21 protein-coding genes and 1 pseudogene are annotated in these 24,469 nt (G+C 41.8%); 8 read left to right on the top strand and 14 right to left on the bottom strand.

Features of this window, described 5'->3' with window-relative positions; all coding sequences use genetic code 11:
• Positions 1-2: 2 nt before the first annotated feature.
• Genes choW through betI form a run of 5 tightly spaced genes read right to left on the bottom strand, consistent with a single transcriptional unit; the run spans position 3 to position 5,660 of the window.
• Positions 3-845: a choline ABC transporter permease subunit gene (gene choW / locus AAFM34_RS07680; protein ID WP_341661562.1), complete on the bottom strand. Its 843-nt coding sequence runs from the start codon at positions 843-845 to the stop codon at positions 3-5.
• Between the two features lie 45 nt (positions 846-890).
• Positions 891-1,829 (bottom strand): choline ABC transporter substrate-binding protein, encoded by a 939-nt coding sequence (locus AAFM34_RS07675; RefSeq protein WP_341661560.1) that lies wholly within the window; start codon positions 1,827-1,829, stop codon positions 891-893.
• 28 nt (positions 1,830-1,857) lie between these two features.
• Entirely contained in the window at positions 1,858-3,558 is a 1,701-nt protein-coding gene (gene betA, locus AAFM34_RS07670; protein ID WP_341661558.1) for a choline dehydrogenase, read from the bottom strand.
• Positions 3,559-3,583: 25 nt separating this feature from the next.
• Complete coding sequence (gene betB, locus AAFM34_RS07665; RefSeq protein WP_341661556.1) at positions 3,584-5,044, bottom strand: betaine-aldehyde dehydrogenase; 1,461 nt, start codon at positions 5,042-5,044, stop codon at positions 3,584-3,586.
• Between the two features lie 19 nt (positions 5,045-5,063).
• Entirely contained in the window at positions 5,064-5,660 is a 597-nt protein-coding gene (gene betI / locus AAFM34_RS07660) for a transcriptional regulator BetI (RefSeq protein WP_341661555.1), read from the bottom strand.
• 302 nt (positions 5,661-5,962) lie between these two features.
• Between betI and AAFM34_RS07655 the strand changes: the two genes are divergently transcribed.
• Entirely contained in the window at positions 5,963-6,490 is a 528-nt protein-coding gene (locus AAFM34_RS07655) for a GNAT family N-acetyltransferase (RefSeq protein ID WP_341661553.1), read from the top strand.
• Between the two features lie 12 nt (positions 6,491-6,502).
• On the opposite strand, the pseudogene AAFM34_RS07650 reads toward AAFM34_RS07655, so the two are convergent.
• The 8 genes and pseudogenes from AAFM34_RS07650 to AAFM34_RS07615 all read right to left on the bottom strand — a co-directional run.
• Positions 6,503-7,642: pseudogene (locus AAFM34_RS07650) on the bottom strand (endonuclease); the annotation flags it as partial.
• A 266-nt stretch (positions 7,643-7,908) separates the two neighbouring features.
• A complete protein-coding gene (locus tag AAFM34_RS07645) occupies positions 7,909-8,829 on the bottom strand; it encodes a hypothetical protein (protein WP_341661551.1) in 921 nt (306 codons plus the stop codon).
• Between the two features lie 57 nt (positions 8,830-8,886).
• Positions 8,887-9,258 (bottom strand): RidA family protein, encoded by a 372-nt coding sequence (locus AAFM34_RS07640; RefSeq protein WP_341661549.1) that lies wholly within the window; start codon positions 9,256-9,258, stop codon positions 8,887-8,889.
• Position 9,259: 1 nt separating this feature from the next.
• Positions 9,260-9,673: a GNAT family N-acetyltransferase gene (locus tag AAFM34_RS07635; protein WP_341661547.1), complete on the bottom strand. Its 414-nt coding sequence runs from the start codon at positions 9,671-9,673 to the stop codon at positions 9,260-9,262.
• A 118-nt stretch (positions 9,674-9,791) separates the two neighbouring features.
• On the bottom strand, positions 9,792-10,493 hold the full coding sequence (locus AAFM34_RS07630; protein ID WP_341661545.1) for a 4'-phosphopantetheinyl transferase superfamily protein: 702 nt from the start codon (positions 10,491-10,493) through the stop codon (positions 9,792-9,794).
• A gap of 417 nt (positions 10,494-10,910) precedes the next feature.
• On the bottom strand, positions 10,911-11,450 hold the full coding sequence (locus tag AAFM34_RS07625; protein WP_341661543.1) for a hypothetical protein: 540 nt from the start codon (positions 11,448-11,450) through the stop codon (positions 10,911-10,913).
• Positions 11,451-11,826: 376 nt separating this feature from the next.
• Positions 11,827-12,576, bottom strand: a complete 750-nt coding sequence (locus tag AAFM34_RS07620) for a PhzF family phenazine biosynthesis protein (RefSeq protein ID WP_341661577.1) — start codon at positions 12,574-12,576, stop codon at positions 11,827-11,829.
• A gap of 287 nt (positions 12,577-12,863) precedes the next feature.
• Entirely contained in the window at positions 12,864-14,540 is a 1,677-nt protein-coding gene (locus AAFM34_RS07615) for an amidohydrolase (protein WP_341661542.1), read from the bottom strand.
• Between the two features lie 170 nt (positions 14,541-14,710).
• On the opposite strand from AAFM34_RS07615, the gene AAFM34_RS07610 reads away from it, so the two are divergent.
• The 3 genes from AAFM34_RS07610 (at position 14,711) to yqfB (ending at position 17,826) form a co-directional block, all read left to right on the top strand.
• Positions 14,711-16,219: a sensor domain-containing diguanylate cyclase gene (locus AAFM34_RS07610; RefSeq protein ID WP_341661540.1), complete on the top strand. Its 1,509-nt coding sequence runs from the start codon at positions 14,711-14,713 to the stop codon at positions 16,217-16,219.
• A 93-nt stretch (positions 16,220-16,312) separates the two neighbouring features.
• Entirely contained in the window at positions 16,313-17,512 is a 1,200-nt protein-coding gene (locus tag AAFM34_RS07605; RefSeq protein ID WP_341661538.1) for a DEAD/DEAH box helicase, read from the top strand.
• Entirely contained in the window at positions 17,509-17,826 is a 318-nt protein-coding gene (gene yqfB, locus AAFM34_RS07600; RefSeq protein WP_341661536.1) for a N(4)-acetylcytidine aminohydrolase, read from the top strand. Before AAFM34_RS07605 ends, yqfB begins: the two co-directional genes overlap by 4 nt.
• Positions 17,827-17,866: 40 nt before the next feature.
• On the opposite strand, the gene AAFM34_RS07595 is transcribed toward yqfB, so the two are convergent.
• Positions 17,867-18,649, bottom strand: coding sequence for a transporter substrate-binding domain-containing protein (locus tag AAFM34_RS07595; RefSeq protein ID WP_341661534.1), 783 nt, complete (start codon positions 18,647-18,649; stop codon positions 17,867-17,869).
• Positions 18,650-19,066: 417 nt separating this feature from the next.
• On the opposite strand from AAFM34_RS07595, the gene katG reads away from it, so the two are divergent.
• The 4 genes from katG to AAFM34_RS07575 all read left to right on the top strand — a co-directional run bounded on the left by katG (position 19,067) and on the right by AAFM34_RS07575 (position 24,459).
• On the top strand, positions 19,067-21,244 hold the full coding sequence (katG, locus tag AAFM34_RS07590) for a catalase/peroxidase HPI (RefSeq protein ID WP_341661532.1): 2,178 nt from the start codon (positions 19,067-19,069) through the stop codon (positions 21,242-21,244).
• 411 nt (positions 21,245-21,655) lie between these two features.
• A complete protein-coding gene (locus tag AAFM34_RS07585) occupies positions 21,656-22,306 on the top strand; it encodes an HAD family phosphatase (protein WP_341661529.1) in 651 nt (216 codons plus the stop codon).
• 146 nt (positions 22,307-22,452) lie between these two features.
• Complete coding sequence (gene yghU, locus AAFM34_RS07580; RefSeq protein WP_341661527.1) at positions 22,453-23,310, top strand: glutathione-dependent disulfide-bond oxidoreductase; 858 nt, start codon at positions 22,453-22,455, stop codon at positions 23,308-23,310.
• Positions 23,311-23,478: 168 nt separating this feature from the next.
• Positions 23,479-24,459: a rhodanese-related sulfurtransferase gene (locus tag AAFM34_RS07575; protein ID WP_341661525.1), complete on the top strand. Its 981-nt coding sequence runs from the start codon at positions 23,479-23,481 to the stop codon at positions 24,457-24,459.
• Positions 24,460-24,469: the final 10 nt, after the last annotated feature.

Below are 24,469 nucleotides of genomic sequence, written 5' to 3'. Positions count from 1 at the left end.
GATTAAGCCTCCTTTTGATTAGGTGATTTACATAAACGATCTAAGATTATCGCCACCAACACAATCGCAAGACCAGCTTCAAAACCTTGGGAAATGTTGACTGTGTTCAGTGCTCGTACCACAGGCTTACCTAGCCCATCAGCGCCTACAAGCGCCGCAATCACGACCATAGACAGTGACAGCATAATGCATTGAGTGACACCCGCCATAATGCTTGGCATTGCTGCTGGCAACTCAACCTTAAACAGCAGCTTTCTCTTGCTCGCGCCAAAAGCTTGCCCAGCCTCAATAAGCTCTTCAGGCACTTTGGTTATCCCCAAATAGGTGAGTCGAATTGGCGCTGCGATGGCAAAAATGACTGTTGATATTAGCCCAGGAACAATACCGAGACCGAACAAGACGAGAGTCGGAATCAAGTATACAAAGGTGGGTACTGTTTGCATTAAATCCAGAATGGGCCGTAATAATGTGTATAGCCATGGCCTGTGAGCAGCCATTACTCCAACAGGGACGCCTATCAGAACGGACATGGTCGTGGCGGCAAAGACTAACACAAAAGTCTCTAACATTTCCTGCCAATAACCCAAGTTTAATATCATTAACAAAGCCGCAATCACAAATACAACAAGCGGAATACTTCGATGCAAGTACCAAGCGATGGCCGCTGTGGCGATAATTGGCACCTCGGGTGGCATCCATTTAAACAGATCAACGACAGACAAAATAACAGTTTCAAGAAAAATAGAAATGGCATCGAAGAAGCCAGCCGCGTTAATGGTTAACCAATCAACGCCCTGCTCCATCCATTGACCAAAAGGGATTTTGTTGTTTGTAATAAAGTTCACAATACAGCCTTATTTTGTGGAGCGGGCCTAAGCCCGCCAATTACCTTATGCGTTAGCATTGACGTAGTCAGAAACCGCCTTAATGGCATTATCACCAGAGAGAGTTTGCACGCCGTTAAGCCATTTATTCAGAAGCTGAGGGTTGTTTTTAAGCCATTGCTGAGCGGCTTTAGATGGCTTCATTTTTTTATTCAGTATGTCTTCCATCAATGCACTCTCCATCTCGAGACTGAACTCAAGATTTTTCAACAACTGACCCACATTTTTGCATTCATTCAAGTAGTTAGATCTGACGTTAGTGTAAATATTCGCACCGCCATAATTAGGGCCGAAAAATTCGTCTCCCTCCGCTAGATACTCCATTTCCACAGCCTGATTCATTGGATGGGGTGCCCAGCCTAGATACACAATCCACTGATTGCGACGAACTGCGCGAGCAACTTGAGAAACCATGCCCGCTTCACTCGACTCTACGAGGTTAAAATCTTTGAGACCGAAAGCGTCTTGGTCGATCATTGATTGAATAAGTCGATTACCATCGTTACCCGGTTCAATACCATAGATGCGGTTTTTGAACTTATCTGCGTTTTTTACTAGATCAGAAAAGCGTTTAATCCCAGCGTCATAAACATATTTTGGTACCGCTAAGGTGTATTTAGCCCCTTCAAGGTTAGCTCGCACCGTTTCAACGGTTCCTGCCTCACGATATTTAGCAATATCTGCTTCCATGGTTGGCATCCAGTTACCTAAAAAGACATCGATATCACCATTGGCCAACGAAGAGTATGTGACGGGGACCGAGAGTAAATCGGTTCTGGTTTTATACCCCATTCCTTTTAGTAATTCACTTGCAACCGCCGTAGTGGCGGTGATGTCTGTCCAGCCAACATCAGCAAAACGAACCGTTGAACATTGATTGGCGTAAGCACTCATTGTCGTTGCGCTGAGCACTATCATCGCCAGCGACTTTTTTATCATAGACATAATGGTTTCCTTATCATTATCTGTCCCCCTAAGCCTGAGGCTCAACCTCTCTCACAGGGGTATTAATTCTCTGATTATCTTGCCAATCTGGCGCTATCCATACTGGAAGTTCCTTAGCAGCCAACACTGGTAAGCCCAAAATTAAATCTGCAGCCCGCTCAGCTACCATTATGGTTGGCGCGTTTAAATTGCCATTAGGAATGGTGGGAAATACAGAAGAGTCGACAACCCTTAAGCCCTCTACACCTCGCACTCGACATTGTGAGTCTAAGACCGCCATAGGATCCTCGTCAGAGCCCATCTTACAGCTACATGAAGGGTGATACGCACTCTCTACGTTTTGCTTAACCCATCCATCAATCGCTTGGTCACTGGTGATGTGCTCACCAGGCTGAATTTCATTGGCTCGATATTCGTCCATCGCAGGCTGGCCCAAGATCTCACGAGTTAAACGAATACAATCACGCCAGTCTTGGCGATCCTGCTCAGTTGAAATGTAGTTGAACTGGATTTCTGGCTTCTCTTTAGGATTGCTAGACCTAATTGCCACTCGGCCACGACTTTGCGGCTTATTTGGGCCCACATGTACTTGAAAACCATGACCATCAAAAGCGACTTGCCCGTCATAACGCATCGCCGCTGGCAAGAAGTGGTACTGGATGTTGGGCCATTTGAGTCCTTTACGAGAGCGAATAAACGCGCACGACTCAAAATGATTGGTCGCACCCAAACCTTTACGGGTCAAAATCCATTCAGCGCCAATCATTCCTTTACTGACTAAGCCAAGCTTACTGTTGAGTGTTATTGGCTTATGACACTGATACTGAAAATACACCTCAAGATGATCTTGAAGGTTTTCACCAACACCCGGTAAATCGTGCTCAACTTTTACCCCCGCTTTTTCAAGCACCGCCTTGGGGCCGATACCAGAAAGCTGTAAAAGCTGTACAGACCCGATAGGGCCAGAGCTGAGTAGCACTTCTTTGTTGGCAAGGCATTGTACCAACTTACCTCTGTGCTCAAATTCAACACCGATTGCTTTTCTATTCTCAAGCAATACTTTATGAGCCTGTAGACCTTTCAATAAGGTCAAATTAGAACGCTTCAAGGCACGCCTTAGGTAAGCGTTAGAGGTTGATGCTCTTACCCCTTTATCAACCGTCATGTGCATGGTGCCAAAGCCTTCTTGTTGATAGCCGTTGTAATCAGATGTCGTCGGATATCCAGCTTCCTCACCTGCTTTGATAAAGGCTTGATATAATGGGTTTAGCGTCATGTTATTGCCGCTGCATGTACCTAATGGACCAGCGCCACCACGATAGTCATCTTCCCCTCCAATCCATGCTTCTGCGCGCCGAAAGTAAGGTAAACAAGCTTGATAATTCCAACCTTTAGCGCCCTGCTCTTCCCATTCATCAAAATCACAGGCATGACCTCGGACATACACCATGCCATTAATAGAAGAGCTGCCACCCAATACTTTACCTCGCGGACAATGAAGTTTGCGACCATCTAAACTTTGTTCCGAGACCGTCTCAAACTGCCAAGCGTATTTTTCGCTATTCATCGGGTACGACAATGCGGTTGGCATTTGAATAAAAATGCTTTTATCACTGCCGCCGGCTTCAAGCAGCAACACCTGATGTTGACCGCTTTCTGTCAGTCTGTCCGCTAGCACGCAACCCGCAGAACCCGCACCTATGATGATATAATCGTAGCTCTGTTTCATATCTCACCTCTCAGGTCATAATGGCTTAGGCATAGGGGCTTTGGTAAGGGCCCAGCTCAACGAATATGCTTTTGGTCTGAGTGTAATGACGCAAAGTTTCCGGGCCATTTTCTCGGCCAAGACCTGAATGCTTGTAGCCACCAACTGGCATTTGAGCGGGAGAATCACCCCAAGTATTCACCCAGCAGATCCCTGCTTCTAACTGGTGAATCACTCGATGAGCTTTGGCCAGATCTTGAGTAAACACCCCAGCCGCTAAACCATAGTCAGTATCATTGGCACGTCGAATCACCTCTTGTTCATCGGAGAACTTAAGCACGGACATCACAGGGCCAAAGATTTCATTTGTGACATGAGGCATGTCATCTGAACAATCAAAAAAGACGGTAGGAGCGACAAAATTACCATTAGACAGCCCATTATCAGTCACTTGATTACCGCCAATCAACAGTTTGGCACCGCTTTGTTTGGCCATTTCAATCGCTTCTAATACTTTATCAAGATGCTGACGTGAAATTAGCGAACCAATTTGGGTATCCATATCCATAGGATCGCCCACAATCAGTTTTTCGCTTCTTTGTTTTAATTGGCTCAAAAAAGCCTCATACAGTGATTCATGCACATAGACTCTGGTTCCATGAGTGCACACTTCACCTTGAGTGTAGAAATTTGCGACCATGGCTGCCGATACCGCATCATCGAGTTTGGCATCCTCAAACACAACCATAGGTGATTTACCGCCAAGCTCCATAGTCACATGTTTGAGCGTTGCTGAGCTATCGGCCATTACAGCCTTGCCCGTACCCGATTCACCAGTAAATGATACTTTGGCAATATCAGGGTGTGCTGTCAGCATTTGTCCTACTCGATAATCACCTTGAACCACATTAAATACACCATCCGGCAAACCAGCCTGTGTAAAGATTTCCGCCAGTTTTAAAACGGAAAGCGGCGTTTCTTCAGAGGGTTTAAATATCATTACATTACCCGCGGCTAGAGCAGGCGCAGATTTCCACATTGCAATTTGGATCGGATAATTCCAAGCCCCTATCCCAGCACATATTCCAAGCGGTTCACGTCGAGTATAAAAAAACTGACTTTCGTTTAGCGGTTGCTGCTCGCCCTGCAAGCCAACAGCAAGTCCAGCATAATATTCTATGACATCTACACCTGTTGTAATATCGACTGCAATGGCTTCTTGCAAAGGCTTTCCAGTATCTGCAACTTCCAGTGCAGCAAGCTCATCATTTCGCTGGCGAAGGATCTCGACCGCTTTCAATAAAATGCGGCTGCGCTCGGTAGGCGTCATCGCAGACCATATTTGAAAGCCTTTCTTAGCAGACTCGATTGCCATGTGTAAATCGTCAACATTTGATTGGCCTATCTCTGCCAATGGCTCGCCGTTTGCAGGGTTGTAGGTGAAAAAAGTTTCGTTTGATGTGGCATAGCATGCACAACCATCGATATACTGAGATTTCATTTTCATGTTATGTTTAGCACTCTAGTTATTTTCTTGAACAGTGGTTCAGTTGGTTGTCTAAATAGTCATTAATAATCAATCGAGCTTTACTGGCATCAATACCACCAGGGTTGAGTGTTCCTCGTAGCCAAATGCCGTCGATTAATGCCGCAATTCCATGGGCAACAATCTCTGCTTGCTCACTATCAAACAAGGCTTTAAGTTCGGTTTTCAGGTGAGATAAAAGGCGTTTTTCATTGACTCTTTGAAGTCTTTTCAGCTGAGGATCGTGGATAGAATGCGACCAAAATGCCAGCCATGTTTTTGCCACTTTATTTTCTGCCTGATAGCCTACGAAGTTACCATCTATAATGGCGTTTATTCTCTGGTGGTGTTCATTCTTCGGTAGTTGGCTAAGACGTGATTTTACCGTGTGAGACAGCTGACGAAGGACCTCTCGCATTGTCTCTTGCAATAAACCTTGCTTACCTCCGAAATAGTGATTAATGATTCCCGTCGATACGCCCGCTTCTTTGCTAATTAACGCAACACTTGCACCGTGCAAACCCACTCTGTCTATCACAGACATAGTCGCATGAACCAACTGAGGCTTTCTAATATCAGGCATCCCTACCTTAGGCATTAGCCCTTTTCCTTTTTTTAATTGAACGTTCGATTAAAAATAAAATGCCTGATTATTAATTAGAGTTCAAATCAATTATCACAAAAATGATACATATGCCCGTTCATAAGTGATACAAAACGGGGAAAACTCATATCTTTCCAACAATTATTTACTTGTAATTACCTATAAAAAGCTGATAAACGTATAGTTAATCGAAAAAAGCCAGTACTAGCTTAACTTAAGGTTTAGTAGCTTTCGCTTGCGCCTAGGAATCACTCAAGAACCAATAGTTAGAGCACTAATGATAATATTGTTTTATTATGCAGATTGAATTACCCAATATAACGATACAAAACAGTTTTTTTACCACCTCAAACCTGATATTTAAGCCAGTTTCCGCTTCTGATGGTAAGGAGTTATTTGATGCCTTCAGTGCTAATGCATTTCATCCAGACTTAGTCCTTTCAAAACTTGATACGCTCAATAAAGCAAGGCAATGGTGTGGGGATCGATCTAGAGACTGGCAAACGAATCAATGTTTTGTCTGGACATGCCGACATCGGGTGGACTTATCACTTGTTGGGCAAGTCACACTGCTTCCCAGGCTTAAAGATGTTGCGCTCGCCTATTGGGTGGCACCAGAAAAAAGGGGGCGTGGCTATGCGACAACCATGTGCAGAGAAGTACTCAGATACACCATAGATATAGGCTACAAAGGCAGTATTTGGGCAGGCGTCCACACTTGGAATAAAAGCAGTATCGCCGTGCTATCTAAGCTTGGGTTTAAACAGACAGAACCCCAGAATGACTTTATAAAGGAGTTCCATCTGCCAATTCAATCACTGTGAAATCATAGTCAGTTAATGGCCCCAAATTTGCTCAACAAATTCTGGGTGATCGACAAAAGGATTACGGTTGTTCTGAAATTGAAACACAGCTTCATTTCGATCTCGCTCTTTTTGGTCAACAGGATCGCTTAGGTGCCAGCGTTTGAACATCTCAAGTGCCCATGTTTCAAAAACTTGATCCGAGGTTCCATTAAGTACTGCATCAGAGCTACTGGTGTTTCCTTCCCAGTAGGCAATGTCATGCTCGTAGCGTGTTGCCATATAGAAATAAACACGCGCAAGATCGCCTTTAAATTGATCAACTGGCTCAAATACTGTTCCAGAGTAGTTTAAATCACTCGTCGCATAACCAAGCTTGGATCCATTTGATGATTGATAAGTCGCCATACCGACCTCTCCAAAAGGCCAATTACCCCGCTTTGCATTCACATAGCCATCTGAAGCAAAAAGATGATGGCCGTCAGTATTCATCGGCGCCACCTTACCGCCAAACCAGCTCTTAGGAAAAGAGTGCTCTCGATTATAGCAGTCTCCCTCACGGCGGTAGTTACCGCACTGGTCAACTCTAGCGACATAATTGATTGAATCGGGCCCCGATACATTTTCGGAGTAAATATCAAGGATACTGCCGTCATTCTCATAGTAGCGATCAATATCTGCTGATTTGACCAAACTCCATACTGCCGAATAACTTTGCCGCTGATGATTTTTGATAATATTGTGTAATGCGGTTTTCAGCTCATAACCTGATTTTCCCTGTGCTGACTGATAATAATCTTTGCCTTCACCACTCTTCTCACCCAGAACAAAATGGTGGTCAATAGAGTCGTTAAATCTTCCTCCAGAGGCGAGTGGCTGATCATTCACCCTCAAACTGTAAGCACCTTCGCCAAATTGACAACAGATACCATCCCCCTCTGAATCCAAAAATTCAAGCGTGTACTGACCAGCCTCTAGACACATTAACTTTTGGTAGCTCTGGTTATTGTCATAACCCGATCCTGTATACAGAGTCTTCTCTTGGTTATTTCTAATCTTCCAGCTTGTCTCTGCTCCATAATCGTCAGTATTGAGACTCAAGGTGACATTGTAATCCGAGCAAGCACCCATCGCTTGTTCAAAGGCCTCACCTCTAGGCTGTATATTATCTAGTGAGGCATTAGCTTGAGCAAGCAAACATGAGGTCAATAGACCTGATAGATAAGCGTATTTTTTAAACGGTAAGATCACTGCGACACCTTTATTGTTAACAAATTTGCAACACAAATTAGGTGATCAGAGCCCAATGATAAATACCTGATTTATAGATATAAGTGATAGATCAAGTTATTAATTACAAACTTTTACATACATCTCAATTTCATCGCCATTTTCTCTATCTCTATTGGTAATTTTTCTCAACCAGAGCTCTATATCGTCTAATTATTAATCCAATGATTAACCACAGAGATGAAGTCTGGATGAATTAAATACCCAATCGATGCATGAGGATTGGACCGCCCTTCCATAACGGTCAGGTTGTAGATGTGAAAATCTTCAATAGGGGCTTTAAGCAGACCTAACTTAGACATCTCGTCATAATCATTACTTACCCGAGTATCATGAGAAATAAAGTCATCTTCTGCGGCAAAGTTACACCATCTTTTTATATTGGTTGGGTACTTTTTAAATCCTCGGTTTCTGCTTCCCTTAAGCTGCTGTTTGACGTTTTCATCCGCCAAAGGGGATCCCAAGGTTACAAACAGGTTTACTTTTTTATCAGACCCATACAGCCGACGATATTCACCATAGTGTGAGAGCTTCCATAGATTATCAAAGCAAATCATAGAGCCTAAACTGTGCCCGACAAGCATAATATCATCCCCTCTGTCTAACGCCTTCTTAAGTACAGGTGTTAGGCGACTTCTTACATCACTCGCGAAATAGGAGTCACCATTCCAATAATGAGCCATGTCCGGAGCGACAAGTTTTATTAAGGGAGTGGCGACACCAAGCTTTCCTAGCGGAGCAGAAAAAATATCTGCCAGCGCCTCTTTAAGAAAACCTGCTTGAGTTAGTGCATGATATGACACTTTATTAAACTGCTGCTTGGTGTAACTTTTAAGTCTTTCCAGAGATTGATAACGTAACCCTATGTCTTCCGTTGGCTGATCCAAAAAATCATTCGACAAATCACCATAATAAATGAAATCTTTGTTGATCTCCTGAAATCGTTCCATGGCTTGCAAGCCAACATCTCTTAATAATCCGTGGTTGATTGCTTCATACCATAGCTGTTGTAAATCATCTTTCGATGGTTTTTGCGCACGGCCGTGCACAAAAATAATCCTTTTGGCCATCAGCCAACATCCTTCTAAAAAAGAGTTTAGGTTTGGGTGTTACACCCCGTGGGTATACTAAAGCCCAGCAATGGCCTCAATTTCTATCTGCAAATCAGGGTGAATCAATGCTGAAACTTCCACCAAAGAACAAGCAGGTAAGTGCCCTTGGTAAAAATCAAATAACTGCTCTCTTATCAATGCGAGTAAACTAATATCGGTAACAAATATGGTTAACTTGATTAAGTCAGATATAGCACAGGCTTCAGCCTCAAGTATTCGTGATATCTGGGACAATATTTCCTCAGTTTGTTCAATCAGTCCACCTGACTGAGCATTTGTGCCAAGTGCTGTCAGTCCGGAAATGTAAAGTGTCTGGTTGTGTCTTGCTGCGTGTACATATGGGCCTGCGATGGCAGGCAAAAAATCATATCGACATTTTTGAATCATATTATTGTTCTGCTGGCTTAAACTTCTTTGTCATTCCTTGGCATGCTGGAGATACCAAGCGATAACCCAATTTTTGGTAAAATTCAGGCTCATCAGCAATCATTGACACATAAGAGCCTTCTAACGCCACTGATGCTAAATACCCATCAATATATTCCATTACCTTTCTACCTAGCCCCTTTCCTTGGTACTCTGGATCAACCGCAACATCCACCACTTCAAAATTACAGGCCCCATCTCCGACTACTCTTCCCATAGCAACAAGCAACTCACCATCTCGAATTGAAATAGCGTACAAGCTATTTGGGAGTGCGATAGTAGCGGCTTTTAGTGATTTGGCCGACAGCCCAGCCTTGACACGCAAATCGCAAAATTCACTTGGACTTGGTGGAGTTTCTTTATAAATCAAATTCATGCATTGTATCCCTCTAGATGAAGTGAGAAGGATACACCACAGAACTGCCCATAAAAACAGTATGCGCTTATTTTTATAAAATTACCCTTTCATAAATCAAATACATAGACGTCTGAGTTTATTCATAGATATAGGTGAGTACGCCATCGGGCAGCACCTTAAAGTAACCTTCTGTTGACCAGCCTTGCTGATAGTCTTTGTCAAAGCAGGTCAAAAGCTCGATAATAAAAGCTCCATTGGTGGTATCTATACTGCGAACTCTTGCCTCATCAAAACCAAAAAAAGTGTTCACATGAGGATAGAGCGCCTTATAAAGGCTTTCCTTCAGCGAAAAAATCAAGGTGACGCCACGCTCAAATGCCAAGTCACTTTGCAAAAGCAGCTGTTTTTCGGATTGATCTAATAGCTGATCGCAAAGCTCATCAGCGAGCTGTGCGCTCATCCAATGTTCAAAGTCGATACCAAGCAATCTATGGTGCTTTTGCTCTGCCACGGCAGCTATCACAACTCCATCAGAGTGAGTAATCGAACCAATTAATCCCTGTGGCCATATAGGAGAGCGGTCTTTATGTGTACCAATTTGCGGCGTAGTGCCATTAATTCGCTCTATTGCCTTTCGAGCAACAATACGTCCTGCAAGATATTCCGCACATCGCTTATCAACTGCCTTGCCTAGATTGGCTGGGAAATCAACTTGATGGTAGCCAAACAAACTTTGATGATATTCATTAACATCAAAGCCAGTATGTTGAACTTCAATCGTATCAGGTAAATCCAGCAGACCGATTCGAGATGGAAGCAAAAAATTTAAATTATTCACAACTATAAGAATATTTTAGTTTTAAAACAATTTATATTAACTTCAATGCGATAAGATTAAAAGTGAGTTAATCTCAGTGCGACATTGGATTCAATTAAATTTCTCGTAGAAATAGGGATACTAATGAGTAATGTTAGTAGCCCATTCATTTTATTAACAAACTGATTATATAACGACCTAAAATATATATTTATAGTTTCTGGTCAACTTCAATGCTGAAATTTTGGATACTATACTTTCCAATTGACAGATGTCTGAATAATTTCCTACCTCTAAGGTAATAGCTTGTCCCAAACCAATCAGATTCTTCATCAATACGGAGATAATCATTCTCATTATACGGATCAACGACTAGCCATATATTACCATCTTCGTCTCTGAAATGTTCACTCAAAATTTCACCAGCTACAACAGAAATTAGAGCACCAATTTCGGCACCAACAGCAACTCCCCCGCAGCTGCAGTAACGGCTCCAGGAGGCCCAATCAAAGACCCAATGACAACTCCTGCACCAGCTCCTATCATGGAACCTACCATCCACGTTGGTGCATTAACCAGTATACCACTCGCTGTTTTTCCTATTTGCAAGTGAATATAATCCGTTCCATTCACATATACAGTTTCAAAAATATCGAGATCGTACTTTTCTTTATCAGGGTGTTTATAAGTAGCACTGCGAGATTTAACATGTTGCAGCCCATCAAACCAAGAGGTCTCATTTACTAGCATTGTATCAGTCGAACTACTTGACGGAACGATACTGTAATTTGCCAAAGCTTTTGCTTGGTTGTTAACACTATATTCTTGCTCAAATAGAAAATTACCATCAAAATAAACTTGGTAGGAAACAGTATCACCCCTTTTTTTGGCATAGCTTTCGACTGACTGCCCTTTGTAATTAAATTGATAGATGTACTCATTTTCAGATGTTTTTACTAGTACTTCGTTAGTAATCATTGCTGCACTATTTGTTATGGGATTATTTTATCTAGCGGTTACAACATCATTGGTTGCTAAAGCAACTGGAGATAATGTCAAACCCATCAATATTGCTGATAAAATTAATGCTTTTTTCGTCATATACAATTTCTTTGTTAATATTTTGTTAGAGCATCAATCTAAGGCTATAGGAATATAGGCAAGCATTATTTATCTGTAAATCTCTAAAAAAGGGATACGTGAACACGCCTTTAATAGCAGCTCAATTCTCTGGGGTTATTTGTAAATATAAAATTAGAATAGATATTAAAATTAACAAAAACATTATACATTAAAAATATTCCTGCCAATTTAATTTTATTAAAGTATAGATAACTATCATTAGGTGTATCAATTATCGAAATTCAACTTGCGCTAACAGCTTAATCTCATGTTCTGATAGCCTTTCAACTTCAAAATAACCGCCAATATGGGATAACTGATTCACTTGAAGCCTATTTCTACCAAGCTTGACAAACCAGTATGGAGCAAGTGAACATTGCGCTGAGCCTGTTGCAATATCTTCATCAATACCAATTTTTGGGGCAAAATATCTGAGTACATATCCACTATCACCATCTTGAGCTGTCACTATTAAGGCATGATGATTGTTCATTCGAGCTACTTTCTTATAGTCTGGTTTGAAGTCCTTCACGGATTCAACAGAAGGCAAAACAACAACTAAGTCGCGAGTAGAAAATAAATCAATAGATTCCAATATGGATTCAGTTACTTCATCATGTTTGGCTGGGAAAACTGCAGACCAACTTGGCAAGGTAAGGCTATAACTATTATTTACTCTAGAAATGAAGACTTGCCCATACTGACTTTGAAAACTAATCTCCTGTATTGAGTAATGAGCAAGCATAACTGCCCCCGCAGCCAAACTACCATGACCACAAAGATTAATTTCTCCTGACAAAGAGAACCATCGAATATGGTAATTATCGAGATCGTTCACGACAAAAGCAGTAATAGGTTGGTCAAGGTCCTTAGTGATATTTAGCAGTTCGTCATCACTTAGCCATGCATCAAGTTCAACTACTGCAGCAGGGTTGCCAACAGCGGTATTACTGACAAAAACGTCACATATTATTGGGTTTATAACACACCTCCTCTAACAGAAAATAAATGAAATAATCAATGATTATAATTATCCAAACGATAAACCTAAGCTAATAAGATGTTATACTCAAGTAAAACCAACAATATTATCATTCATATCCCAAGATAGTTATTATAATAAATTGATAATTTTTAATATTATTTTTTAAAAATAACGATATAAGGATTTTTATTCTATAAATTGAATAAAAGCATAATCATTATGAACCTATCTACTACATTTTTATTAAAAATATTCTTATCTCGATTCTAGTGGTACCTGTGGTTTTAATTAGCTGTGGCAATATCAAAAACAATACGACCACCAACTAAGGTCATCCATACCTCTGTTTGCACAATATCCTGCGTTGCTCTTTTAGTAATATCATGGGATAAAACCACAAAATCGGCTGCTTTTCCAACCTCAATTGAACCAGTCAGCTCAGCAATACCAAGGCTAATGGCGGCATTAATCGTATAACTGTCTATTGCATCTTCAATACTAGGTAAACCCGTTTTTCCCATCATCACGCTATTTGCAATACCAACTAGCGGGTTAATATCATGGACATTCCAATCACTGCTTAAAGACACGTTAACCCCAGAATCAAAGAAAACTCTTAGGTTCATCATTGTACGAGCTCGTTTCGCTCCTATGAAGGCTTCAGCCCACTTGTGGTCATTGTAAGCAATATAATCTGACCCGACTTGAAAATCGGCACTGACTCCCAGTTTAAAGAAACGCTCAGTATCGCTAGGATTTGCCATCTCTACATGAGTCAGTGTGTAGTTGTTTTGATTTCCTTGCTCTCGCAAAGCTTCAATAGCATCAAGTGATTCTCGAATAGCGCCATCACCGATTGCATGAATATGAGCACCATATCCAATCTTATCAAGAGCTTCAAGCCATTGTTTCATAGCTTTAGGGTCGATGTAATTAATGCCGAGCGGATGTGATGGAAGATAAGTTTTCCGGTACGGTTGGAGAAGCTTTGCTGTTCCGTTAATCAATATGCCATCACTGTATATTTTAACTTGATCAGACCAAAGTAATTTTGTTTTATCTGCAGAGACTATTTTTTTCAAAAACGACAACTGAGGCTCGATCGGATGTTCTGGATAAATCCATGGTCGAAGCGACACTCTTGCCGTCAAATCCCCTTTGCGTTCTGCCTCTTTCCATATTTCATACCAGCCACGCCGCCAATAAAGGCGACCGTCTCCAATGGTTGTGATACCATGGCGACGCGCTTCGAGCAAACCTGTCATTAAACCTTGATAGCTCTTGTCGAACTGTTCCTCACTACTATTCCAAGCAAGCTCCATCAATATATCACCCGCATTATCAAGCAATATGCCATTCAAACTACCTGTCTTGGCATTTCTGAGAAATTTTCCACCTACAGGGTCAGGAGTTCGATCGTTTATACCCGCCAAACCGAGCGCAACTGAGTTTACCCACATCGAATGTGAAGTTTGCTCCATAATAACGACAGGAACATCAGGAAAAATAGAATCAATCACTTCTAGAGGCGTACGTTTATTCTCCTCTGATAACAATAAGTCAATGGAATAGCCGTAGCCAATTAACCAGTTTTTTCCTGTCATTTCTTGTCTACATAGTTTCAAATTAGGCAATTGCTGTTCAAGGTTTGCGTATCTATCTAGCTCACAGTCTCCACCAACCTGCGAGGCAGCCTCAAATACATGATTATGGTTATCAATAAAACCAGGCAAAATAAAGCCTTCATCGAGATCAACTAGCCGGGTCGATGATTCAGTTAGATAGTTGAGTTCCTCACGATTTCCTATTGCGATTATATTTCCTTTACTAATCGCTATCGAATCAGCCATTGGATGCTTATATATCTGTGCTTTAGTTAATACCATATCGGCAAAGCCTGCCGCTTGAATGCTAAAAGTAAAGCAGAGGCTGACCAAAACAGCAGGGATGTGTTTGCCCATGTTCCATTCAAAAATATAATAGCTAGGCCTTCATTTTAGCCTAGCTGGTTTACTCAATTAGTTAAATCGATAATATATCTGGCATACAAGCAAATAAGGTGACTAAGGTCAAAAATAGACACAAGTTATTCTATAGTTAATTGAGTAGATTTCTTAAAAACGACGATTGGATGAGCACTGAAGGCGATACCATTGAAAAAAGTATGCTGAGCCGGTTTATCGGCTTATATGGATACTCCCTAGCCATTTTGGGATTGATGCTACTTATCATCAACCTATTTACGTACTCTCTATACCGGGTTCAAAAAGATAGCCGTTATGAACTGGAGGTAAGTTTTGCAAAAGACCAAAATGCTACTCTGATCAACCTACTCAGAAAGGACATCCAAATCATAGGCTCTAGTGTGCATTTTTTTTACGCAACCAGCCCAGAGCAATGGCACAACTTTTCCTTATTTGTCCAAAACGCATTGAAAGACGACATAGGCTCTCTCGCATCATTACAATGGATGCCAAGAACTATCACATCCTCAAATAGCAACTCACCTCCGCAGCCCGACGAGTTTGTTGTTACCCAAGTGTTTCCAGACAACCAAGAAACGCAAAAAATATTGGATTTTAAACCATTAACCAGAGACAAAAACCAAAGATTTTCCCATGCACTCAAAATTATCACATCAACACGGGAAGCCTTTATTTCCGATAAGCTTCACCTACTGCAACATGACCCTACAGTGGACAAGGACAAAAAAAGTGCTTTAGTTTATTACCCTGTTTTTAATCGTACGAATCCAAGCCAACTATCTGGAATAGTAATAGGAGCCATCGACCTGAATCGATATTTTAATACGCTAGCTTCCTTACTTCCCACTAAACGATTTGAATTTCAAATCGTTGATAAAGGCCATTACTCTCATGATGCACCGGTAGTGTATGAAAGTGAGATGTGGCTAGAGTCCAAAGGCCGAGTCTACGTCGATTCTGTTAACATTGCCAACCGTAACTGGGATATCCGCACTCACGTAAGTGGAGAGTTAGAATATAACCAACTAATGACACTCACCACAACATTCACACTCGGCAACCTCGCCGCGCTGCTTGTCAGTTACCTTGCTTTCAAACAAGCTAGGGATAGGCAACGATTAAAAACTCTCATTGCCAACAAAACACGAAAGCTGTCTTACATGGCTTATCATGACAGTTTAACCGGTGTTGAAAATCGTAGAGCATTTAATGAGACAATGAAACGTAGGGTCTTAAATGATGAAGTCTTTACTTTGATTGGTTTCGATGTTGATAGATTTAAAGGGATCAACGATAATTTTGGCCATACTGCTGGAGATAAAGCTCTACAACACATAGTATCTGTCATCGCGCCCTTTCTACACGAAACAGACGGATTTTATCGTCTCGGTGGCGATGAGTTTTTCATTATGGTTGAGCGAATTAAACCTGTAGAAGTGACAAGCTTCCTCGATGCGATTATGTTAACCATGAGTAATTCCCCACTTGAATTTGAAGAAAAAGAAATTTCTATTTCCCTAAGTCTTGGCGCCATCACCAGAATAGAAGAAGATGAGGAAGGTTTACTCAGTAAAGTTGATGAACAAATCTACCAAAGTAAAAGTGATGGAAGGAACCAGTACTCCTACGTTCCGGTTGATATCCACATTCAATAATACATCTTCAAATAATCAACCCTAAACAGCTTTCAACGTGCTAAACTCGCAGTTAAACACTTACCATATCGACTAACATTTATGAGTGTATCAATGCCATTCGCGAATCTTGGCTTAAGCCAACCTATATCCCAAGCTATTGAAAAAGAGGGTTATAATAAACCAACCAATATCCAAACCAGAGCTATACCTGAAATTTTACAAGGTGTAGACCTCATCGCAGCCGCTCAAACAGGCACAGGTAAAACGGCAAGCTTTGTACTCCCAATGCTTGAGAAGCTAAGCCAAGGGGCGACGCAAAGAAAAAAACGTGTTCGAGGCCTGATACTATCGCCCACTCGTGAGTTAGCAATTCAAATTGACGATAAAGTAAAAACATACGGCAAAAATCTTTCACTCACATCACTGGCTATGTATGGTGGTGTGGATGATAAAAGTCAAAAGCAAGCACTGATTGAAGGCGTTGATATTTTGGTTGCAACACCCGGACGACTGCTCGATATGTATGGTCAGCGTGCAATACATTTTGATGAAGTCGAAATGTTGGTACTTGATGAAGCCGATCGTATGCTTGATATGGGCTTTATCGACGATATCAACAAAATTTTAAGTCTCTTACCCAAAGATATCCAAACCCTATTGTTTTCGGCCACACTGTCTCACAAGGTACGTGACCTAGCCAAAACCGCTGTCTATAACCCTGTTGAGATTTCAATCACCGCAAACCAGGCATCAAAGAAGAATATCGAACAGTGGTTGATTACTGTTGATAAAGATAAAAAATCGGCACTTCTTAGCCACTTAATAAAAACCAATAACTGGGATCAGGCATTGATCTTCATCGAGACGAAGCATGGCGCGGCTAAACTTGTACAACAACTCGAAAAACGAGGAATAGAAGCAGAGGCCTTCCACAGTGGCCGAAGTCAAGTAGTTCGAACTCAGTTATTGGAAGACTTCAAGACTGGGAGCATTAAGTATATGGTTGCAACGGGAGTTGGAGCTCGTGGTATTGACATTGAAGGGCTGACTCGTGTAGTCAATTATGATCTTCCTTTTCCGGCTGATGAATATATACACCGCATAGGCCGAACTGGTCGTGCCGATGCTTTAGGTGAAGCCATCTCGTTTGTATCCAAAGATAACTTCAAGAACTTGTGTATGATTGAGTCTCGCTTAGGGCATCTGCTTGAGCGTCGCGAAATCGAAGGATTTGAACCACGTAAGCCCGTACCTGTATCTATTCTCAACTATGTTCCCAAAAATAAACGTCAAGGCAAGGGGAACCAGTGAAAGTACCACCCAAGATTACCTTTTTTGAGTCGTTAACGCCACTTATTACCTCTGGTAAAAAGACCATCACCATTCGTGACAAGTCCGAGTCCTACTATGTACCCGGTAGCCAAGTTGAAGTGTTTATTTTGGAGACAGACAAGAAAGTGTGCGACATCAAGATTGTCTCAGTAGAACCCCTTCGATTTAACGACATCAATCAACACCATGCGCAGCAGGAGTCCCTTCCATTGCCAAAGTTAAAGCAGTTGATACGTAATATTTACCCTAATGACGATGACTTGTATGTCATCACTTTCGAATTACTCCATTGATTTAATAAAAAACCGCTATTCAAATAGCGGTTCATTATCCTTACTCAAAAGTAGATTCACATTTGATTCTCATACTTTCAAAATAGCCATAAATGATAGTCTCATATCGTCCATCTTGCCTCATTTCAGCTAATACCTCATCAAAACGGTTCAAAAGCGCTTTACGATCACGCTTTTTAGAGAATGCGATATAACTCGGTGTAGCCTCAATAGCAGGCGATAGAATTTCAATCGCTTTGTCTAAACTCTCTTGTACCAATATGCTACGTGCACCGAACTCATTATTAACCCATATATCTGCCCGCTTGGTCCGAATTAAATGAGCACACTCTTTAGCACTGTTTCTTTGAAAGACTGCCCTAAAACCGCCCTGCTCAATTTTTGAATCCATTCGCTTACCATAGCTAACCCCATTTACCACGCACAAAGCGATATCTGAAACGTCACCGACCAAAATTTCTTCTGGACGATAGCCGCTACCTCGAAGGGCCATCAAGCTTATGTTTTGGACAAAAAGTATATTTTTACTGTAGTCTGCGAACTTCTCACGCTCAGCATTCTTAAAAGCCGTAAAAATACCATCGGCTTTGCCTCGTTGCACTAAGGCTAATGCCCGTGCCCAAGGCAAAACGGTAATATTAACGGGTGTTTCAAGTTGGTGGAAAATATAGCTGACAAGCAAAACCGCCACACCAGACACCTGACCGTTTCTTGTTTCAATATAGGGAGGGTATTCAAGCGTCACCAATTCTACTGGTTCTGCCACAGCGGGCCTAATAGCGAGCAAGGCGCATATGAGTATAAACACTCGCATTTTTGTCATCCAGACTCCTCCAAAAGGCTCATTGCGTTTTGCAGTGGGCACACTAAAAAGGGTATAAACGCACACACGTGGTGTGATTTTTTGTTTTCCCTAGTGTTAATAGTAATATTCTCAGAGAATATCGCCTGATTTTTTTCATACTTAACAGAATAAACCCCATTTAATCCAATTCGCATACAACTAGAGCTTTATTGAAAGCCTAGCTCTAACACCTCAAAAGCTTAAAGAAGTGATTAATCGGCGAAATAGAGAACATCTATTAATAATATAGTCATAAACTGTTTTCTATACGCCAGCATGCCAACTATGCTCAATGCTAGGTACGCAACTATCGAGCGACTGGTTAAACATAAAATGCTTGGATTTCTTAGCCATATCAGATGGCCAAAGAAAAGACATGACACAAAGGAGTAAGTCATGGAACATAAACACTCGAAATCTGGTGGTCAATGCCCTGTCATGCACGGCGGCGCGACTTCCTCCGACTCATCGAATGTGGCCTGGTGGCCCAAAGCCCTAAATCTAGATATTCTTCACCAACACGACCAAAAGTCGAATCCATTAGGAGCAGATTTTAATTATCGTGAACAGCTTAAAACACTTGATGTCCAATCCCTGAAGAACGATTTGAAAGCACTCATGACAGACAGCCAAGACTGGTGGCCAGCTGATTGGGGACATTATGGCGGTCTTATGATTCGAATGGCTTGGCACTCAGCTGGTACATATCGTATAGGTGATGGTAGAGGCGGTGCGGATACTGGTAATCTGCGTTTTGCTCCTCTCAACTCTTGGCCAGATAATGCAAACCTAGACAAGGCTCGTCGCTTATTATGGCCAATCAAACAAAAATACGGTAATAAGATCAGTTGGGCAGATCTTATGATCTTGGCTGGTAATATGGCTTATGAATCAATGGGACTCAAAACCTTTGGTTTTGCTTTTGGCCGCGAAGATATCTGGCACCCAGAGAAAGACATATATTGGGGAGCAGAGCAAGAGTGGCTTGCGCCAAGCGGATCAGAAAACAGCCGCTACTCAGGTAAACGAGACTTGGAAAATCCACTAGCCGCTGTAATGATGGGCCTTATCTATGTCAACCCTGAAGGTGTAGATGGTAAGCCAGACCCACTTAAAACTGCGCATGATATGCGAGCTACATTCGAGCGCATGGGCATGAACGATGAGGAAACGGTTGCACTAACTGCGGGTGGTCACACCGTAGGTAAAGCGCATGGTAATGGTAGTGAATCAAATGTTGGCCCTGAGCCAGAAAGAGCAAAAATAGAGGAACAAGGTCTAGGCTGGAATAATCATAATTCAAGAGGGATTGGTCGAGATACCATGACAAGTGGTCTTGAAGGAGCATGGACAACACACCCGACACAGTGGGATAACGGATACTTCCGTCTTCTACTTGAATATGATTGGGATTTAAAAAAGAGCCCTGCAGGTGCATGGCAGTGGGAGCCTTCTGATATAAATGATGAAGATAAACCTGTCGATGTGGAAGATCCAAATGTGCGTGTTAACCCAATCATGACCGATGCAGATATGGCGCTGAGAATTGACCCTGAGTACCATAAGATCTCAGAGCGCTTCCATAAAGATCAAGCATACTTCTCAGAAACCTTTGCAAGAGCTTGGTTCAAACTGACTCACCGCGATATGGGACCGAAATCGCGTTATTATGGCCCAGATATACCTACTGAAGATTTGCTTTGGCAAGATCCCGTACCAAAAGGCAGTACAAGTTACGACGTTGCTGCGGTGAAAGCCAAGATAGAAGCTAGCGGATTAAGCATTGGGGATATGGTAGCTACTGCATGGGATAGTGCGCGAACTTTCCGCAACTCTGATAAGCGCGGTGGAGCAAACGGTGCTCGTATACGCTTAGCTCCACTAAACCAATGGCAAGGCAACGAGCCAGAGAGGTTATCGAGAGTTCTAAGTGTACTTGAAACCATCGCAAGTGAATTCAAAATGAGTATTGCCGATGCGATTGTATTAGCCGGAAATATTGGTATTGAACAAGCGGCCAAAGCTGCTGGTGTAAATATCACTGTGCCATTTTCCTCTGGTCGCGGCGATGCAACGTTAGCACAGACAGATGTTGAGTCGTTTAGCGTGTTAGAACCACTTGCAGATGGGTTTCGCAACTGGCAAAAACAGGATTACGCGGTAGGACCTGAAGAGCTAATGCTAAATCACGCTCAATTATTAGGATTAACTGCTCCAGAAATGACTGTGCTGGTCGGAGGGATGCGCGTACTTGGAACAAACCATTCAAACACACAACATGGCGTGTTTACTGATAAGGTTGGTGTGTTAAGTAATGACTTTTTCATTAACTTAACCGATATGCGCTACACATGGATGCCAACTGGACGCAATTCATATTCAATTGTCGATCGAAAAAGTGGTAATGAGAAATGGGCAGCAACTAGGGTGGATCTAGTATTTGGCTCTAATTCAATATTAAGGGCCTATGCTGAGGTATATGCACAAAATGACAACAGAGAGAAATTTGTGCAAGACTTTGTTAAAGCTTGGACAAAAGTCATGAATGCCGATCGCTTTGACCTCAATCAGTAATAAACCAGCCCCGTGGGCATGACCACGGGGCTATGCCATCAATTATGCCTGCCTTTCTGGCAAGTTCACAAAAATAAGCTAGGTTTAATAAAGTAGCAGCCAATATAAAACCAAGCTCATAAAGCGTTATACAACCTGTCCACCAAAGGTGGGTCAATAAGGAGAGTTGGCGATGAAAGGGTTCGAGTTTTTTAAGCTATTTGATACACAAGAGCTGTTCATATTTTACTAACCTAGTGAACGAAACGTGCGTTGGGTGTTAATACAATTCAACGCACGTCTAAACCAATCAAAAATCAGCACCTGCCAAATCCATAGTCCGACAAGTAATAGTCATTAACATGGATGAATTTACTCATATTGTGTAGTGTGTAAAAATGAGCACCATTAAAAATTGATTAAGACATTTCAATGAAGTTCCAAGCAGCCATCTTCGATATGGATGGTTTACTACTCGACACCGAAAAAGTAAGCATGCATGTTTTTAAACAGGCGTGCTCAACCGTTAATCTACCTTTTTATGAGGATACTTATCTGTCAATTATCGGTAGAAATTCGGCAGGTATAGACAAAATTCTTCGCCGAGCTTACGGAAATAATCTGGATAAACTCCATGATGAATGGCGGCGCAACTATGATGCAATCGTCAAACATCAACCTATTCCAATTAAGCAAGGGGTTGTGGAGCTTTTGGCTTGGCTAAAAGAAAATGGTATCCCTACTTCTGTTGCAACCTCTACTCAGCGGGATGTGGCTAAAATTAAACTTAAATTGTCGGGATTAGATAAATTCTTCAATAGTCTGACTTGCGGTTGTGAGGTCTCAAAAGGAAAGCCAGATCCAGAAATCTACCTGCTAGCCGCTGAGCGATTAGGGGTTAAAAGTCAGCACTGTCTGGCATTTGAAGACTCCAATAATGGTGTTCGTAGTGCTATCTCAGCCCAGATGACGACCTTTCAAATCCCTGATTTGGTCGAGCCTTGTGATGAAGTTAGATCATTCGGACATAATGTTTTTCCATCACTCCTACATGTCATGGATTATCTCAAGTCAAACGAATAAACATAAGATTATAAGACTCTTTATACTCAGAATATTTAGACCAGTAACTCATAGATATAACAAAATTTCCACTGAAGGCTTGGATTCATACCATCAGCCCCAACTTCTTCTATTACTGGCATAATCATATTACATAAGGAATGACAATGACTGATAAATATGTACCACCTGCCGTCTGGAAAATGGAGAATAGTGATAGTGGCCAATGGTCGAGTATTAATCGTCCTAATTCTGGCTCCCGCCATCAGCAAGTCTTACCTAAGGGTAAGCATCCGCTGCAGTTATATTCTATGGGAACACCAAACGGTCAAAAAGTAACGATTATGCTAGAAGAATTACTCGCAATTGGCATAAAAGATGCTGAGTACGATGCTCATTTGATCAGAATTGGTGAAGGAGATCAGTTTGGCTCAGGCTTCGTTGACGTTAACCCTAACTCAAAAATCCCTGCACTGGTTGATGGTTCAAATGGTAGTGAAATCAAGGTTTTCGAATCTGGAAACATTCTTCTCTATCTCGCCGATAAATTTGGCCATTTCCTTCCCAAACAAATAGAAGCAAGAACCCAAGTGATGAACTGGTTGTTTTGGCTTCAAGGCTCTGCACCTTATCTTGGAGGGGGCTTTGGACACTTCTACTCCTATGCACCAGAAAAATTCGAATATCCTATCAATCGCTTTTCTATGGAAGCAAAACGCCAACTCGACGTATTGGATAAACAGCTTGCAAAGTATGATTTTATTGCTGGCGATAGCTACAGCATAGCCGACATAGCAATTTGGCCTTGGTACGGGAACCTTGTACTAGGCAAGCTATACGACGCTGCTGAATTCCTGGATGTGGGTAGCTACAGACACCTTAAGCGCTGGGCTGAAAAGATTGAGAGTCGTCCTGCAGTTCAACAAGGGCGTATTGTGAACCGTACTTGGGGAGAAAGCTGGGAACAAGCTCCAGAGCGGCACTCTGCTCAAGACATTGATAAAGTATTGAATCTGAAACCATAGTCTTTGTAAACCTGTCATATGGAATGTATGGCAGGTTGCCTTTATATCCCCAAGTCCTCTTTTCCCTTAATAAATATACGTATTTATTTACCAAACACTTCGATATACTTCATTGGATTTAAACAACGGCTCTGGATTTACGATCCAGCTCGCTAAATGGGGAAAACCATGACTAACTACGTAGTATGCGCACTGTATAAATTTGTGCGCTTGGAAGATTACAAAAACCTTCAAGAACCGTTAAAACTGCTTATGGAAAAGCATCAGGTTAGAGGAACCTTGCTACTAGCCAACGAGGGGATTAATGGCACAGTAGCTTCTGATCGAGATGGGATTAACGCGCTTTTGGCCTGGTTTAAACAAGACTCACGTCTGGCTGACATCGTCTATAAAGAATCGTACGACCAAAACCAGCCTTTTCACCGTACCAAAGTCAAATTGAAAAAAGAAATTGTCACCTTAGGTGTCGAAGGGATAGATCCTCGCCATGTAGTTGGAACCTATGTCAAACCCAATGAATGGAATGAGTTAATATCAGATCCAGAAGTATTTGTCGTCGATACTCGTAATAACTACGAAATAGAAATTGGAACGTTTGAAAATGCGGTTAATCCTAACACAGATACTTTCCGTGAATTCCCCGACTATGTTGCGGCAAATATGGACCCATCAAAGCACAAGAAAGTCGCCATGTTCTGTACTGGGGGCATTCGCTGTGAAAAGTCGACGGCCTATATGAAAGAGCAAGGTTTTGAAGAAGTTTATCACCTCGAAGGAGGTATTCTAAAATACCTAGAAGAAATCCCAGTAGAGGAAAGTATGTGGCAGGGTGATTGCTACGTTTTTGATGGACGAGTTGCGGTTAATCATCAGTTAGAAAAAAGCGGTTACGAAATGTGTAATGCATGCCGTCTACCTATAACTCCACAGGATATAATGTCACCATTATACGAAAAAGGAGTAAGCTGCCCTAAATGTGCTGCTGAGCATACAGATGAGCAAAAAGCACGGTTCCGCGAACGTGAAAAACAAGTTCAGTTGGCAAAGACACGCGGCGAATCCCACGTTGGTGGAGATGCTGATCAAATAATAATGAAGCGTAGACAAGAAAAACTTGCACGTAAGGAACAACAAAGAAAATCTAAGTAATTCCTGAATT

It is taken from the genome of Vibrio sp. (genome assembly GCF_038138445.1).
In the GTDB taxonomy this organism is placed as follows: domain Bacteria; phylum Pseudomonadota; class Gammaproteobacteria; order Enterobacterales; family Vibrionaceae; genus Vibrio.
The sequence above is the reverse complement of the archived record's forward strand: the minus strand, read 5'-3'. Positions and strand labels throughout refer to the sequence as shown.

Bases quoted from the DNA above. Each gene is read 5' to 3' on its own strand.
- AAFM34_RS07675 (WP_341661560.1), bottom strand. From the start codon at position 1,829: ATGTCTATGATAAAAAAGTCGCTGGCGATGATAGTGCTCAGCGCAACG.
- betA (WP_341661558.1), bottom strand. From the start codon at position 3,558: ATGAAACAGAGCTACGATTATATCATCATAGGTGCGGGTTCTGCGGGT.
- betB (WP_341661556.1), bottom strand. From the start codon at position 5,044: ATGAAAATGAAATCTCAGTATATCGATGGTTGTGCATGCTATGCCACA.
- betI (WP_341661555.1), bottom strand. From the start codon at position 5,660: ATGCCTAAGGTAGGGATGCCTGATATTAGAAAGCCTCAGTTGGTTCAT.
- AAFM34_RS07655 (WP_341661553.1), top strand. From the start codon at position 5,963: ATGCAGATTGAATTACCCAATATAACGATACAAAACAGTTTTTTTACC.
- AAFM34_RS07645 (WP_341661551.1), bottom strand. From the start codon at position 8,829: ATGGCCAAAAGGATTATTTTTGTGCACGGCCGTGCGCAAAAACCATCG.
- AAFM34_RS07640 (WP_341661549.1), bottom strand. From the start codon at position 9,258: ATGATTCAAAAATGTCGATATGATTTTTTGCCTGCCATCGCAGGCCCA.
- AAFM34_RS07635 (WP_341661547.1), bottom strand. From the start codon at position 9,673: ATGAATTTGATTTATAAAGAAACTCCACCAAGTCCAAGTGAATTTTGC.
- AAFM34_RS07625 (WP_341661543.1), bottom strand. From the start codon at position 11,450: ATGATTACTAACGAAGTACTAGTAAAAACATCTGAAAATGAGTACATC.
- AAFM34_RS07615 (WP_341661542.1), bottom strand. From the start codon at position 14,540: ATGGGCAAACACATCCCTGCTGTTTTGGTCAGCCTCTGCTTTACTTTT.
- AAFM34_RS07610 (WP_341661540.1), top strand. From the start codon at position 14,711: ATGAGCACTGAAGGCGATACCATTGAAAAAAGTATGCTGAGCCGGTTT.
- AAFM34_RS07605 (WP_341661538.1), top strand. From the start codon at position 16,313: ATGCCATTCGCGAATCTTGGCTTAAGCCAACCTATATCCCAAGCTATT.
- AAFM34_RS07595 (WP_341661534.1), bottom strand. From the start codon at position 18,649: ATGACAAAAATGCGAGTGTTTATACTCATATGCGCCTTGCTCGCTATT.
- katG (WP_341661532.1), top strand. From the start codon at position 19,067: ATGGAACATAAACACTCGAAATCTGGTGGTCAATGCCCTGTCATGCAC.
- AAFM34_RS07585 (WP_341661529.1), top strand. From the start codon at position 21,656: ATGAAGTTCCAAGCAGCCATCTTCGATATGGATGGTTTACTACTCGAC.
- yghU (WP_341661527.1), top strand. From the start codon at position 22,453: ATGACTGATAAATATGTACCACCTGCCGTCTGGAAAATGGAGAATAGT.
- AAFM34_RS07575 (WP_341661525.1), top strand. From the start codon at position 23,479: ATGACTAACTACGTAGTATGCGCACTGTATAAATTTGTGCGCTTGGAA.